Here is a 14,223-nt window from a genome sequence, read left to right on the forward strand (position 1 = left end):
CGGTCAGCTCATGGGTGGAACGTTGATTAGTTGGCACGGTTTCCGATGTCACGTACTGCTCGGCGTGGAAAGTGGTCACTGACGGAGGATCGTGCTTGGCACGTTGTTGGGTCCTGAAGGTACGGCCGTAAGGTCATGTCTTCAGTGCCGGCCCCAGTGAACTTGTTCCCGAGTGGAGCAGGGTGATGGGTGGCTGGTCGTTGTTTGAGAACTACACAGTGGACGCGAGCATCTGTGGCCAAGTTTTTAAGGGCGCACGGTGGATGCCTTGGCACCAGGAACCGATGAAGGACGTGAGAGGCCGCGATAGGCCCCGGGGAGCTGCCAACTGAGCTTTGATCCGGGGGTGTCCGAATGGGGAAACCCGGCAGTCGTCATGGGCTGTCACCCATGCCTGAACACATAGGGCATGTGGAGGGAACGAGGGGAAGTGAAACATCTCAGTACCCTCAGGAAGAGAAAACAACCGTGATTCCGGGAGTAGTGGCGAGCGAAACCGGATGAGGCCAAACCGTATGCGTGTGATACCCGGCAGGGGTTGCGCATGCGGGGTTGTGGGAATGAGCTTGATCGGTCTGCCGGCCGGTCGGCGAGTCAGAAACCGTTGATGTAGTCGAAGGACATGCGAAAGGTCCGGCGTAGAGGGTAAGACCCCCGTAGACGAAACATCAGCGGCTTGCTTGCTCATCTCCCAAGTAGCACGGGGCCCGAGAAATCCCGTGTGAATCTGGCGGGACCACCCGCTAAGCCTAAATATTCCCTGGTGACCGATAGCGGATAGTACCGTGAGGGAATGGTGAAAAGTACCGCGGGAGCGGAGTGAAATAGTACCTGAAACCGTGTGCCTACAAGCCGTGGGAGCGTCGCCGTTGTTCTTCGGAACAACGGTCGTGACTGCGTGCCTTTTGAAGAATGAGCCTGCGAGTTAGCGGTGTGTAGCGAGGTTAACCCGTGTGGGGAAGCCGTAGCGAAAGCGAGTCCGAATAGGGCGATTGAGTTGCACGCTCTAGACCCGAAGCGGAGTGATCTAGCCATGGGCAGGTTGAAGCGGAGGTAAGACTTCGTGGAGGACCGAACCCACCAGGGTTGAAAACCTGGGGGATGACCTGTGGTTAGGGGTGAAAGGCCAATCAAACTCCGTGATAGCTGGTTCTCCCCGAAATGCATTTAGGTGCAGCGTCGTGTGTTTCTTGCCGGAGGTAGAGCACTGGATAGGCGATGGGCCCTACCGGGTTACTGACCTTAGCCAAACTCCGAATGCCGGTAAGTGAGAGCACGGCAGTGAGACTGTGGGGGATAAGCTCCATGGTCGAGAGGGAAACAGCCCAGAGCATCGACTAAGGCCCCTAAGCGTACGCTAAGTGGGAAAGGATGTGGAGTCGCAGAGACAACCAGGAGGTTGGCTTAGAAGCAGCCACCCTTGAAAGAGTGCGTAATAGCTCACTGGTCAAGTGATTCCGCGCCGACAATGTAGCGGGGCTCAAGCGTACCGCCGAAGTCGTGTCATTGCAGCAATAGGGCCAACGCCCGCTGTGATGGGTAGGGGAGCGTCGTGTGCCGGGTGAAGCAGCAGCGGAAGCTAGTTGTGGACGGTTCACGAGTGAGAATGCAGGCATGAGTAGCGATACACACGTGAGAAACGTGTGCGCCGATTGACTAAGGGTTCCTGGGTCAAGCTGATCTGCCCAGGGTAAGTCGGGACCTAAGGCGAGGCCGACAGGCGTAGTCGATGGACAACCGGTTGATATTCCGGTACCCGCTTTGAAACGCCCAATATCGAATCAGGCGATGCTAAGTCCGTGAAGCCGTTCCGGACCCTTCGGGGAAAGGAAAGTGGTGGAGCCGACGAACCAGACTTGTAGTAGGTAAGCGATGGGGTGACGCAGGAAGGTAGTCCAGCCCGGGCGGTGGTTGTCCCGGGGTAAGGGTGTAGGCCGAGGGGTAGGCAAATCCGTCCCTCATTAAGGCTGAGACCTGATGCCGAGCCGATTGTGGTGAAGTGGATGATCCTATGCTGTCGAGAAAAGCCTCTAGCGAGTTTCATGGCGGCCCGTACCCTAAACCGACTCAGGTGGTCAGGTAGAGAATACCGAGGCGTTCGGGTGAACTATGGTTAAGGAACTCGGCAAAATGCCCCCGTAACTTCGGGAGAAGGGGGGCCATCACTGGTGATCGATTTACTCCGTGAGCTGGGGGTGGCCGCAGAGACCAGCGAGAAGCGACTGTTTACTAAAAACACAGGTCCGTGCGAAGCCGTAAGGCGATGTATACGGACTGACGCCTGCCCGGTGCTGGAACGTTAAGGGGACCGGTTAGTGCGCTTTCGGGCGTGCGAAGCTGAGAACTTAAGCGCCAGTAAACGGCGGTGGTAACTATAACCATCCTAAGGTAGCGAAATTCCTTGTCGGGTAAGTTCCGACCTGCACGAATGGCGTAACGACTTCTCGACTGTCTCAACCATAGGCCCGGTGAAATTGCACTACGAGTAAAGATGCTCGTTTCGCGCAGCAGGACGGAAAGACCCCGGGACCTTTACTACAGTTTGATATTGGTGTTCGGTTCGGCTTGTGTAGGATAGGTGGGAGACTGTGAAACCTCAACGCCAGTTGGGGTGGAGTCATCGTTGAAATACCACTCTGGTCGTGCTGGATGTCTAACCTCGGTCCGTGATCCGGATCAGGGACAGTGTCTGATGGGTAGTTAACTGGGGCGGTTGCCTCACAAAGGGAACGGAGGCGCCCAAAGGTTCCCTCAGCCTGGTTGGCAATCAGGTGTGAGTGTAAGTGCACAAGGGAGCTTGACTGTGAGACCGACGGGTCGAGCAGGGACGAAAGTCGGGACTAGTGATCCGGCGGTGGCTTGTGGAAGCGCCGTCGCTCAACGGATAAAAGGTACCCCGGGGATAACAGGCTGATCTTCCCCAAGAGTCCATATCGACGGGATGGTTTGGCACCTCGATGTCGGCTCGTCGCATCCTGGGGCTGGAGTCGGTCCCAAGGGTTGGGCTGTTCGCCCATTAAAGCGGTACGCGAGCTGGGTTTAGAACGTCGTGAGACAGTTCGGTCCCTATCCGCTGTGCGCGTAGGAATATTGAGAAGGGCTGTCCCTAGTACGAGAGGACCGGGACGGACGAACCTCTGGTGTGCCAGTTGTCCTGCCAAGGGCATGGCTGGTTGGCTACGTTCGGGAGGGATAACCGCTGAAAGCATCTAAGCGGGAAGCCTGCTTCAAGATGAGTATTCCCACCTCCTTGAGAGGGTAAGGCTCCCAGTAGACGACTGGGTTGATAGGCCAGATGTGGAAGCCCGGTAACGGGTGAAGCTGACTGGTACTAATAGGCCGAGGGCTTGTCCTCAGTTGCTCGCGTCCACTGTGTTAGTTCTGAAGCAACGAACAGTTGCTGGTTTCTAGAGCTAGAACATAACTACAAAGTGTGCTTGTTCGCTCGAAACCGATAGGGTTTCGGTGGTCATAGCGTTAGGGAAACGCCCGGTTACATTCCGAACCCGGAAGCTAAGCCTTTCAGCGCCGATGGTACTGCAGGGGGGACCCTGTGGGAGAGTAGGACGCCGCCGAACAATCTTTCAAAGGACCCTTGGTCCAGCGTTCAACGCTGGACCAAGGGTCCTTTTTTGTTTCACCTCTTTACGCCGAAGCGCGGCCATGGGTTGGTTGCGCGAGAATGACTAGCGGTACCCCGAAGACAGGAGTCACACCCATGTCCAACTCTCCCGACGATCGTCCGGAGCGCGAGCCTCGGCGCAACGACGGCGGTGACAGGGGCGGCTACCGCGGGGGCCGTGACGACCGTGGTGGCGACCGTCCCCCGTTCCGTCGTGACGACCGTGGTGCCAGCGGTCGTCCGTCCAGTGGCGGTGGCGGCTTCCGTCGCGATGACCGTGGCGGGCGTCCCGCCGGCGGTGGTGGCGGCGGTTTCCGTCGTGACGACCGCGGTGGCGACCGTCCCAGCTACCCCCGCCGTGACGACGACCGCGGTGGCCGTCCCTCCGGTGGCGGTGGCGGCGGTGGCGGTTTCCGTCGTGACGACCGTGGTGGGGACCGTCCCAGCTTCCCGCGCCGCGATGACCGCGGTGGGGACCGCCCGTCCTTCCCGCGTCGTGATGACGACCGTGGTGGTTTCCGCGGCGGCCGTGACGACCGTGGTGGCGACCGCCCGTCCTACCCGCGCCGTGACGACCGTGGTGACCGTCCCTCCGGTGGCGACCGCCCGAGCTACCCCCGTCGTGACGACCGTGGTGGCGAGCGTCCTTCGTACCCGCGTCGTGATGACGACCGTGGTGGTTTCCGCGGCGGCCGTGAGGATCGTGGTGGCGACCGCCCGAGCTTCCCGCGTCGTGATGACCGTGGTGGGGACCGTCCGTCCTACCCGCGCCGTGACGACCGTGGTGACCGTCCCTCCGGTGGCGGCTTCCGCCGGGACAACGACCGTCCCAGCTTCCCGCGTCGTGATGACCGTGGTGGGGACCGTCCGTCCTACCCGCGTCGCGATGACCGTGGCGAGCGTCCCTCCGGTGGCGGTGGCGGCGGTTTCCGTCGCGACGACCGCGGTGGCGACCGTCCGTCCTACCCGCGTCGCGACGACCGCGGTGAGCGTCCTTCGTACCCGCGTCGTGATGACGACCGTGGTGGTTTCCGCGGCGGCCGCGATGACCGTGGTGGCGACCGCCCGAGCTACCCGCGTCGTGACGACCGTGGTGGGGACCGCCCGTCCTACCCGCGTCGCGATGACCGTGGCGAGCGTCCCTCCGGTGGCGACCGCCCGTCCTACCCCCGTCGTGACGACCGCGGTGGCGACCGCCCGTCCTACCCGCGTCGCGACGACCGCGGTGAGCGTCCCTCGTACCCGCGTCGTGATGACGACCGTGGTGGTTTCCGCGGCGGCCGTGACGACCGTGGTGGCGACCGCCCGAGCTACCCGCGTCGTGATGACCGTGGTGGGGACCGCCCGTCCTACCCGCGCCGTGACGACCGTGGCGAGCGTCCCTCCGGTGGCGACCGCCCGTCCTACCCCCGTCGTGACGACCGTGGCGGCGACCGCCCGTCCTACCCGCGTCGCGACGACCGCGGCGGCGACCGTGGCGGGTTCCGTGGTGGCCGTGACGATCGCGGTGGTGACCGTGGTGGCTACCGCGGTCGCGATGACCGTGGCGGCGACCGCGACTTCCGCTCCGACCGTGACCCGGTCAAGCGGCTTCCGATCGACGAGGACGTCACCGGCCTCGAGATCGACGCCGATGTGCGCCAGGAGCTGCTGAGCCTGCCCAAGGGCCTGGCCGAAGAGGTCTCGAAGAACCTGGTCATGGTCGCGCGCCTGATCGACGAGGACCCCGAGCAGGCGTACGCGTACTCGCGCATCGCCCTGCGACTGGCCTCCCGTGTCGCCGCAGTCCGCGAGGCCGCCGGCTTCGCCGCGTACGCCACGCAGAAGTACAGCGAGGCCCTCGCTGAGTTCCGCGCCGCCAAGCGCATGACCGGCTCGGTCGAGCTGTGGCCCGTCATGGCCGACTGCGAGCGCGGCCTCGGCCGTCCGGAGCGGGCGCTGGCCATGGCCGGCGAGCCCGAGGTGCAGAAGCTGGACAAGGCCGGCCAGGTCGAGATGCGTCTGGTCGCGGCCGGTGCCCGGCGGGACCAGGGGCAGCTGGAAGCGGCCATCGTGACGCTGCAGAGCCCGGAGCTGGCCTCCAGCTCCGTCCAGCCGTGGACCGCGCGCCTGCGGTACGCCTACGCCGACGCCCTGCTGGCGGCCGGTCGTGAGGACGAGGCGCGCGAGTGGTTCGGCAAGACCCTCGAAGCGGACAAGGACGGGACCACCGACGCCTCGGACCGCCTCGCCGAGCTCGACGGTGTCGAGTTCGTCGACGCCGCGGTCGACCTGTCCGACGTCGATGCCGATGTCGACGGTGACGCCGACCTCGAGGACGAGATCGAGGACGAGGACGACGAGGAGGACGACGAGGACGAGGCGGAGATCGCCGCGGCCGAGCGCGCCTCCGACGTCGCCGAGTACTACGACGAGGACGACGAGGAGTACGAGCCGCTGGAGCAGTCCGCGGCCGACGCCGACGCGCAGGACTCGGGCCGCGACAAGGCCTGAAGCGCGGTGAGTGAATGAGAAGGGCGGTACCCCTGGTGGGGTACCGCCCTTTTTCATGTCCGGAGGGGGTTCAGCCCAGGCCGCGCAGGACCAGGCCGGTGGCCGGTTTCGGTCCGAAGGAGGTCGACTTCCGGGGCATGGTGACGCCCTGGCGGGCCAGGTCCCGTACGACCTCTTCCCGTACGGGGTGCAGCAGGACGGCGGTGCCCCCGTGGCGTTCGGCCATGGCCACGGTGGACGCGGCGTCGTGGATGTACGTGATCTCCTCGGGGGCGTCCGGAACGTGCCAGAGGGAGTCGAGGAGGGTCGCGTGCAGGACGGTGGCGTCCAGTCGGCGCCAGGCCTCCGGGCGGTCGTGGCGGACCGTGCGGTCGAGGAGCGCCAGGTCGGGATCGGTGACCAGGTGGAAGCTGCCGTCGCCGGTGAGGAGGAAGGCGTTGCCGCGTTCCGAGGCGTCCGCGAGGGCGTCCAGGGCCAGCGGGAGCGGCCCGTCGACCGGAGTGATGCGGAAGTGGCCGCCGAGGGCGGCGAGGGCGTCGGCGACCGGGAGCCGGCGCAGCATCCGGTGGATGGCGCGGACCTGGAGCGGGTAGCGGGCGGTGTCCACGAGGAGGACCAGGCCGAAGTCCCACGCCGTGGGGGAGCCGTGCTCCTCCTGGAGGCGCAGGTAGGTCGCCCAGCGGTGGTGGCCGTCGGCGATGAGGGCCTGGCGGTGGCTGAGATCCGCCGTGACGGTGGCGAGCTCGGCCGGGTCCGTGATGGCCCACAGGCGGTGCTGGAAGCCGTCCTCGGTGGTGGTGGACAGCAGGGGTGCGCGCCGGGCGGTCCCCTCGACGACCGCGGCCGCGCCCGTGCCGGGGTCGTCGCCCCGGTAGGTGAGCAGGAGCGGTTCGAGATTGGCGGAAGTGGCCCGCATCAGGCCGGCCCGGTCGGTGACCACGTCGGGCATGACGTCCTCGTGGGGGAGGACGATGCCGGCGTCCGCGGCGGACAGGGCGAGGGCGCCGATGACGCCGCGCTGGAGCAGGCCGGCCTTGCGCTGCTCGTACACGTAGAGCGCGGGCTCGGGGTCGGCGCTGAGGATGCCCTCGGCGAGCCAGTCGTGCAGGGTGCGGGCGGCCTGTTCGTTGCGCGCGGCCGGGGTGCCGGCCTGCGGGAGGATCAGGCGCACGATGTTGTGCGGATCGGCGGATTCGAGGTGGTCGACTCCGTCGGGGCGCACGACCACGTCGTACGGCGGGGAGGTGACTGCGGCGAGGCTGCCGACACGCTCCGGGACGTAGCGCAGGCCATGGAACGGGATCAGTCGCAGCCCTTGGTCCGCGCTGCCAGGTGTGGTCATTGGTGCATGGTAAATCGCGTCTCGCCATGCGGGATGATCGGGGCAGTGCAGAATCGGACAAGATCGATCTCCCCCGGCTACCGCTGGGAGGGGCCTCCAGAGGAGCGGACGCGATGACCCGGCAGAGCAGGACCAGTCCCGCGGCGAGTGAGCAGAGTCTGCACCAGGCGTACGACACCGCCCTGCTGGACCTCGACGGGGTGGTGTACGCGGGCGGCGAGGCCATCGCGCACGCCGTGGAGTCCCTCGCCGCGGCCCGGGCGGACGGGATGCACCTCGCCTACGTCACCAACAACGCGCTGCGGACCCCGGACGCCGTCGCGGAGCACCTGGGCGAGCTGGGCATCCCGACGGAGGCGGCCGAGGTGATCACCTCGGCGCAGGCGGTGGCCCGGCTGATCGCGGAGCAGGTGGAGCCGGAGTCGAAGGTGCTGGTGATCGGCGGGGAGGGACTGCGGGTCGCGCTGCGCGAGCGCGGGCTGGTGCCGGTGGACTCGGCCGAGGAGGCGGGCCTGGCGGCGGTGGTGCAGGGGTACGGGGGGCCCGAACTGCCTTGGGGGCGGTTCGCGGAGGCCTCGTACGCGATCAACCGCGGGGTGCCGTGGTACGTGTCGAACACCGACCTGACGATCCCCGGGGCGCGGGGGATCGGGCCGGGCAACGGGGCCGCGGTGGAGGTCGTACGGATCGCCACGGGCGCGGAGCCGCAGGTGGCGGGCAAGCCGCTGCCCCCGATGCACCGGGAGACGGTGCTGCGGACCGGGGCGGAGCGGCCGCTGGTGGTCGGTGACCGGCTGGACACCGACATCGAGGGTGCCTTCAACGGGGAGGTGGACTCGCTGCTGGTGCTGACCGGGGTGACGGACGCGGAGCAGCTGGTGCGGGCCGAGCCGAGGCACCGGCCGACTTATGTGGACCGGGACCTGCGCGGGTTGCTGACCGGGCAGCCTGAGGTGGAACCGGTCGCGGAGGGCTTCCACTGCGGCGGCTGGACCGCGGTCGCGCTGAACCGCGGCGTGCTGGAACTGCGGGGGGACGGGGGGGACCCGGTCGACGGGCTGCGGGCGCTGTGCGCGGCGGCCTGGACGGCGGCCGGGGACGGGGTCTGCACGCTGGACGCGGCGAAGGCGCTGGCCAGGCTGGGTCTTTAGGGCGCAAGGGGGGATCCGGCCAGGGTGCAGGGTAGGTTAGCCTAACCTGCGTGTTGGTCGAGAGTCCCCCCGAATCCGAACCGAGCGCGGCGCCCGAACGGGCCGCCGCCCGCCCGCGCCATGCCGCGCGCGCCGCCGGTCTGCTCGCCGCCCTCGCGGTGCTGGCGCTGATCGCCGTCGTGAGCATCGCCGTGGGCGCCAAGCAGATGCCACTCGACGAGGTCTGGCACGGCCTGTTCGCCTACGCGGGGACGCCATCCGACGTGGTGGTGCGGGACCTTCGGGTGCCGCGCACGCTCCTCGGCCTGATGGTCGGCCTCGGCCTCGGCCTGTCCGGTGCCGTGATGCAGGCGCTGACCCGCAACCCGCTGGCCGAGCCCGGCATCCTCGGCGTCAACGCCGGCGCCGCGGCCGCCGTGGTCTCCGCGATCAGCTTCTTCGGCGCGACGTCGATCCGTGAGTTCGTGTGGTGGGCCTTCCTCGGCGCCGCCTTCGTCTCGGTCGTCGTGTACGTGCTCGGAGGCAGCCGCAGTGCGACCCCGGTACGCCTCGCGCTCGCCGGTACGGCCGCCAGCGCGGCCCTGGTCGGCTACATCAACGCCGTGCAGCTGATGGACAGCAAGGCGCTCGACAAGCTCCGCTTCTGGACGGTGGGTTCGCTGGCCTCGGCCAACATGGACACCGTCCGGCAGGTGGCCCCCTTCCTGATCGTCGGCGCGGTGCTCGCGCTGTCGCTGGGCCGGCCGCTGAACGCGATGGCCATGGGCGACGACACGGCGCGGGCGCTCGGCGCGCACCTGACGCGGACCCGGATCGGCGCCATGGTCGCCATCACCCTGCTGTGCGGTGCGGCGACCGCCGCGTGCGGGCCCATCGTCTTCATCGGGCTGATGATCCCGCACCTCGTCCGGGCGTTCACCGGGCCCGACATGCGCTGGGTGCTCGCGTACTCGGCCGTCCTGTCACCCGTACTGCTGCTCGGCGCCGACGTCGTCGGCCGTGTCGTCACCCGGCCCGCCGAACTGCAGGTCGGCGTCGTGACCGCGCTCATCGGCGGCCCCGTCTTCATCTACCTGGTTCGGTGCAAGAGGATGGCCCAGCTGTGACCGTGACCGCGACCGTGGACGACACATCTCGCAAGGGCCGGTCCGGGCCCCGTCCGCTGCACCTGCCCGGCGGGATCTCGCTGCGCGTCGAGGGGCGCGCGCTGGCCGTCGGGCTCCTGCTCGCCGCCGTGACGCTCGCGCTGGCCGTCCTGCTCATCGGCACCGGCGACTTCCAGATCGCACCGTGGGACGTCGTCCAGACCCTGCTGGGCAACGGCACCCCCGCCAACGACTTCATCGTCAACGACCTGCGGCTGCCGCGGGCCCTGGTCGCCCTCCTCGTCGGCGCCTCCCTCGGGATGGCCGGAGCGGTCTTCCAGTCGGTCTCCCGCAATCCGCTCGGCTCACCGGACCTGCTGGGCTTCGGCTACGGCTCGGTGGTCGGCGCGCTCGTCGTCATCATCCTCTTCAAGGGCGATGCCAACGAGGTGGCCGTCGGTGCGCTGATCGGCGGCCTGCTGGCCGGAGCCGCCGTCTACCTGCTGGCGTACAAGCAGGGCATCCAGGGCTACCGGCTGGTGCTGGTCGGCATCGGCGCCTCCGCCATGCTCATCGCCCTGATCCAGTACCTGATCACGAAGGCCCAGATGATCGAGGCCACCCGCGCCATGGTCTGGCTGACCGGCTCGCTGGCCGGCCGGGACTGGGCGCAGGTGTGGCCGCTGCTCGCGGTGTGCGCGGTGCTCTTCCCGCTCGTCCTCGGGCAGGGCAGGGCCCTGCGGATGATGGAGATGGGCGACGACGCCGCGTACGCCCTCGGGGTGCGGGTGGAGCGGACGCGGCTGCTGCTGATGCTCGCGGCGATCCTGCTCACCACCGCGGCGAGCGCGGCGGCCGGGCCCATCAGCTTCATCGCGCTGGCCGCGCCGCAGCTGGCCCGGCGGCTCACCCGCTCGCCCGGCGGGAACCTGCTCACGGCCGCACTGATGGGCTCGGTGCTGCTGATGGTGTCTGACTGGGCCTCGCAGCGGGCCTTCGGCGCCGACCAGTTGCCGGTGGGCGTGGTGACCGGGCTGGTCGGCGGTGTCTACCTGCTCTGGCTGCTCGTCACCGAGCGCAAGGCGGGACGTATATGAACCTGATGAGGAGTACGCAAGTGCAGCGGCTGACCGCGGAGAACGTGACGCTCGGCTACGACCAGCGGGTCATCGCCGAGAACCTGTCGGTGGAGATCCCCGACAACTCCTTCACGGTGATCGTCGGCCCCAACGCCTGCGGCAAGTCCACGCTGCTGCGGGCCCTGTCGCGGATGCTGAAGCCGGCCGCCGGGCGGGTGCTGCTGGACGGGCAGGCCATCGGCTCGATGCCGGCGAAGAAGGTCGCCAAGACCCTGGGGCTGCTCCCGCAGTCCTCGATCGCGCCGGACGGCATCACGGTGGCGGACCTGGTCGCGCGCGGCCGGTACCCGCACCAGGGGCTGCTGCGGCAGTGGTCGGCCGAGGACGAGCGGGTCGTGAACGAGTCCATGGCCTCGACCGGGGTCGCCGAACTCGCCGACCGGGCCGTCGACGAGCTGTCGGGCGGGCAGCGGCAGCGGGTGTGGATCGCGATGGCGCTGGCGCAGCAGACGCCGCTGCTGCTGCTCGACGAGCCGACGACCTACCTGGACATCCAGCACCAGATAGACGTGCTGGACCTGTGCGCGGAGCTGCACGAGAACCAGGGGCGGACGCTGGTCGCGGTGCTGCACGACCTGAACCACGCGGCCCGCTACGCGACGCACCTGATCGCGATGCGGGGCGGGAAGGTCGTGGCGGAGGGGCCGCCGGCGGAGGTGGTCACGGCGGAGCTGGTGGAGAAGGTGTTCGGCCTGAAGTGCCAGATCATCGACGACCCGGAGACGGGGACGCCGCTGGTGATTCCGGCTGCGCGGCGGTCCCGTGCGGGGGCTCACGCGGTGGTGTAGCGCGTGCGGGCCGGCTGCCGGGGCTTCCGCCCCGGACCCCCGCTCCTCAAACGCCGGAGGGGCTGGACGGTGCGGCGGGGCCGGTTCGTGCGGGCTAGAGCAGGCTCTTGAGGCGCAGGAGGTCGCGGAAGCCGGCTTCCAGTTTGACTCGGCCGGAGGCCCAGGCCCTGGCGAACTTGAGGTCGCCCGCGACCAGGGCGAGGAGGTCGTCGCCCGTCATCGCGAGACGGATCTCGGCCTTGGCGGCCGGAGGGCCGGGGGCGACCGCGTCCACGCGGATGCTGCCTCCGTCGAGGCGGCCCGTGAACGTCTCGTCGAGGTCCGTGATGTGGCAGCTCAGGGAGCGGTCGAGCGCGGCCGCGCCGCGTACGCCGCCGTCGGCCCGGGCGAGATTGCCGGAGAGGGTGTCGAGTGCTTCGCGGCACTCCTGGATCGTAGCCATCGTGATCACGACCGTACCGCAGAGCCGTGCGTGGTCGCGGGGCGCTTCGGGGTAGCGTCGGGGCATGACCGACGAAGCCCAGGGCGCAGCAGAAGCCGACGGCGAAGCCTCCGCCGGGCCAGCGGGGCCCGTGGCGCTGGGCGTCGTACGCACTCCCACCGGACACGCCGGCGTGGACGCGCACCTGGCGCGGCTGGCGGACGCGGACCACCTCGCGGCGGACGGACACGTCCAGGTGTACGAGGATGTCCACAGGGGGCTGCGCGAGGCGCTGACCGCGCTGGACGCACCGCCCGTCCCTGGTCCGTACGAAAACAGGAGCTGAACCGAACGTGGCAGGAGTGGCACGCCGCCGCCTGGACGCCGAACTGGTACGCCGCAGCATGGCCCGCTCGCGCGAGCACGCCGCGCAGCTGATCGCCGCGGGCCGGGTGACCGTGGGCGGCACCACCGCGACCAAGGCCGCCACCCAGGTCGAGACGAGCGCGGCTCTGGTCGTCCTCAAGGACGACAGCGATCCCGACTACGTCTCGCGGGGCGGCCACAAGCTCGCGGGCGCGCTCGCGGCCTTCCAGCCGCAGGGGCTGCGCGTGGAGGGCCGCCGCGCGCTGGACGCCGGGGCCTCCACGGGCGGGTTCACCGACGTGCTGCTGCGGGCGGGCGTCGCCCACGTCGTCGCCGTCGACGTCGGCTACGGGCAGCTCGCCTGGTCGCTGCAGAGCGACGACCGGGTGACGGTCAAGGACCGGACGAACGTGCGCGAGCTGACGGTCGAGCAGATCGACGGGGTCGCTGTGGACCTCGTCGTCGGTGACCTGTCCTTCATCTCCATCGGGCTGGTGCTGCCCGCGCTCGTACGGTGCTGCGCGCCCGACGCGGACCTGGTGCTGATGGTCAAGCCGCAGTTCGAGGTCGGCAAGGACCGGCTGGGCAGCGGCGGAGTCGTGCGCAGCCCGGAGCTCCGGGCGGAGGCCGTGCGAGAGGTCGCGGCGCAGGCGGCGAAGCTGGGTCTGGGCGTTGTCGGGGTGACGGCGAGTCCGCTGCCGGGTCCTTCGGGCAACGTCGAGTACTTTCTGTGGCTGCGGGCGGGGGCACCGGCACTCGACCCGGCGGATGTTGACCGTGCAGTGGCGGAGGGGCCGCAGTGACAGATTCAACGGGGGAACGCACCGTCTTCCTGCTCGCGCACACCGGGCGGCCGGCGGCCATCCGCAGCGCGGAGCTGGTCGTCAAGGGGCTGCTGCGCTGCGGGCTGGGCGTACGCGTCTTCGCGCACGAGGCGGTGGACCTGCCGCTGCCGCCCGAGGTGGAGCTCGTGACCGAGTCCACCCCGGGCGTGCTCGACGGGTGTGAGCTGCTGATCGTGCTGGGCGGGGACGGGACCCTGCTGCGGGGCGCGGAGTTCGCCCGCGCCTCGGGGGTGCCGATGCTGGGCGTCAACCTGGGCCGGGTGGGGTTCCTCGCCGAGGCCGAGCGGGACGACCTGGACAAGGTCGTGGACCGGGTGGTGTCGCGCTCGTACGAGGTCGAGGAGCGGATGACCCTCGACGTGGTCGTGCGCACGAACGGCGACGTGGTCCACCGGGACTGGGCGCTGAACGAGGCCGCGGTCCAGAAGGTGTCCCCGGAACGGATGCTGGAGGTGGTCCTGGAGATCGACGGGCGCCCGGTGACCGGCTTCGGCTGTGACGGGATCGTCTGTGCGACTCCGACGGGCTCGACGGCCTACGCCTTCTCCGCGGGCGGGCCGGTGGTCTGGCCGGAGGTGGAGGCGCTGCTGATGGTACCGATCAGCGCGCACGCGCTGTTCGCGAAGCCGCTGGTGACCTCGCCCACCTCGGTGCTGGCGGTGGAGGTGCAGGCCGGCACCCCGCACGGAGTGCTGTGGTGCGACGGCCGGCGGATGCTGGAGCTGCCGTCCGGGGCCCGTGTGGAGGTCCGGCGCGGGGCGGTGCCCGTGCGGCTCGCCCGGCTGCACCACGCGTCCTTCACGGACCGACTGGTCGCGAAGTTCGCACTGCCCGTGTCCGGTTGGCGCGGGGCGCCCCACTAGCGGGTGTCCCGGCGTGTCGCCCTTCGCCCTTAATAGCACATCCGTTCGGAGAACTCGGGACGGGTGACGTCACATGGCACCGGTGAAACCTCGGTATCGTCGTCCCGT

General features: G+C 68.6%; 10 protein-coding genes, 2 rRNA genes and 1 pseudogene. 11 read left to right on the forward strand and 2 right to left on the reverse strand.

Features of this window, described 5'->3' with window-relative positions:
- The first annotated feature begins 236 nt into the window (after positions 1-236).
- The 4 genes and pseudogenes from RIU97_RS30835 (at position 237) to RIU97_RS30850 (ending at position 6,115) form a co-directional block, all read left to right on the forward strand.
- Positions 237-3,355: ribosomal RNA gene (locus tag RIU97_RS30835) — 23S ribosomal RNA — on the forward strand.
- A gap of 106 nt (positions 3,356-3,461) precedes the next feature.
- Positions 3,462-3,578: ribosomal RNA gene (rrf, locus tag RIU97_RS30840) — 5S ribosomal RNA — on the forward strand.
- A gap of 104 nt (positions 3,579-3,682) precedes the next feature.
- A pseudogene (locus RIU97_RS30845) lies at positions 3,683-4,903 on the forward strand (hypothetical protein); the annotation flags it as partial.
- 354 nt (positions 4,904-5,257) lie between these two features.
- Positions 5,258-6,115 (forward strand): hypothetical protein, encoded by an 858-nt coding sequence (locus RIU97_RS30850; RefSeq protein WP_404963008.1) that lies wholly within the window; start codon positions 5,258-5,260, stop codon positions 6,113-6,115.
- A 70-nt stretch (positions 6,116-6,185) separates the two neighbouring features.
- Here the strand turns inward: RIU97_RS30850 and RIU97_RS30855 are convergent, their stop codons facing one another.
- A complete protein-coding gene (locus tag RIU97_RS30855; RefSeq protein WP_404960849.1) occupies positions 6,186-7,457 on the reverse strand; it encodes a DUF1015 family protein in 1,272 nt (423 codons plus the stop codon).
- 113 nt (positions 7,458-7,570) lie between these two features.
- On the opposite strand from RIU97_RS30855, the gene RIU97_RS30860 reads away from it, so the two are divergent.
- Genes RIU97_RS30860 through RIU97_RS30875 form a run of 4 tightly spaced genes read left to right on the forward strand, consistent with a single transcriptional unit; the run spans position 7,571 to position 11,620 of the window.
- Positions 7,571-8,608 (forward strand): HAD hydrolase-like protein, encoded by a 1,038-nt coding sequence (locus tag RIU97_RS30860; protein ID WP_404960850.1) that lies wholly within the window; start codon positions 7,571-7,573, stop codon positions 8,606-8,608.
- 50 nt (positions 8,609-8,658) lie between these two features.
- The gene (locus RIU97_RS30865; protein WP_404960851.1) at positions 8,659-9,714 is read left to right on the forward strand and encodes a FecCD family ABC transporter permease; all 1,056 of its coding nucleotides are present in this window, start codon (positions 8,659-8,661) and stop codon (positions 9,712-9,714) included.
- 2 nt (positions 9,715-9,716) lie between these two features.
- The gene (locus tag RIU97_RS30870) at positions 9,717-10,790 is read left to right on the forward strand and encodes a FecCD family ABC transporter permease (protein ID WP_404963009.1); all 1,074 of its coding nucleotides are present in this window, start codon (positions 9,717-9,719) and stop codon (positions 10,788-10,790) included.
- Positions 10,787-11,620: an ABC transporter ATP-binding protein gene (locus RIU97_RS30875; protein ID WP_404960852.1), complete on the forward strand. Its 834-nt coding sequence runs from the start codon at positions 10,787-10,789 to the stop codon at positions 11,618-11,620. Before RIU97_RS30870 ends, RIU97_RS30875 begins: the two co-directional genes overlap by 4 nt.
- Before the next feature lie 94 nt (positions 11,621-11,714).
- Here the strand turns inward: RIU97_RS30875 and RIU97_RS30880 are convergent, their stop codons facing one another.
- Positions 11,715-12,062: an SCP2 sterol-binding domain-containing protein gene (locus tag RIU97_RS30880; RefSeq protein ID WP_404960853.1), complete on the reverse strand. Its 348-nt coding sequence runs from the start codon at positions 12,060-12,062 to the stop codon at positions 11,715-11,717.
- Between the two features lie 64 nt (positions 12,063-12,126).
- On the opposite strand from RIU97_RS30880, the gene RIU97_RS30885 reads away from it, so the two are divergent.
- From RIU97_RS30885 to RIU97_RS30895, 3 genes are read left to right on the forward strand one after another with little or no spacing between them, the layout of a single operon-like run.
- On the forward strand, positions 12,127-12,387 hold the full coding sequence (locus tag RIU97_RS30885; protein ID WP_404960854.1) for a hypothetical protein: 261 nt from the start codon (positions 12,127-12,129) through the stop codon (positions 12,385-12,387).
- 7 nt (positions 12,388-12,394) lie between these two features.
- On the forward strand, positions 12,395-13,210 hold the full coding sequence (locus RIU97_RS30890; RefSeq protein ID WP_361769203.1) for a TlyA family RNA methyltransferase: 816 nt from the start codon (positions 12,395-12,397) through the stop codon (positions 13,208-13,210).
- Positions 13,207-14,115 (forward strand): NAD kinase, encoded by a 909-nt coding sequence (locus tag RIU97_RS30895; protein WP_361769205.1) that lies wholly within the window; start codon positions 13,207-13,209, stop codon positions 14,113-14,115. The genes RIU97_RS30890 and RIU97_RS30895 overlap by 4 nt, the downstream gene beginning before the upstream one ends.
- Positions 14,116-14,223 lie beyond the last annotated feature (108 nt).

This window comes from Streptomyces sp. 147326 (assembly GCF_045000215.1).
Classification (GTDB): domain Bacteria; phylum Actinomycetota; class Actinomycetes; order Streptomycetales; family Streptomycetaceae; genus Streptomyces.

Coding starts and splice junctions, on each gene's coding strand:
- RIU97_RS30875 (WP_404960852.1), top strand. CDS start 10,787: ATGAACCTGATGAGGAGTACGCAAGTGCAGCGGCTGACCGCGGAGAAC.
- RIU97_RS30880 (WP_404960853.1), bottom strand. CDS start 12,062: ATGGCTACGATCCAGGAGTGCCGCGAAGCACTCGACACCCTCTCCGGC.
- RIU97_RS30855 (WP_404960849.1), bottom strand. CDS start 7,457: ATGACCACACCTGGCAGCGCGGACCAAGGGCTGCGACTGATCCCGTTC.
- RIU97_RS30860 (WP_404960850.1), top strand. CDS start 7,571: ATGACCCGGCAGAGCAGGACCAGTCCCGCGGCGAGTGAGCAGAGTCTG.
- RIU97_RS30885 (WP_404960854.1), top strand. CDS start 12,127: ATGACCGACGAAGCCCAGGGCGCAGCAGAAGCCGACGGCGAAGCCTCC.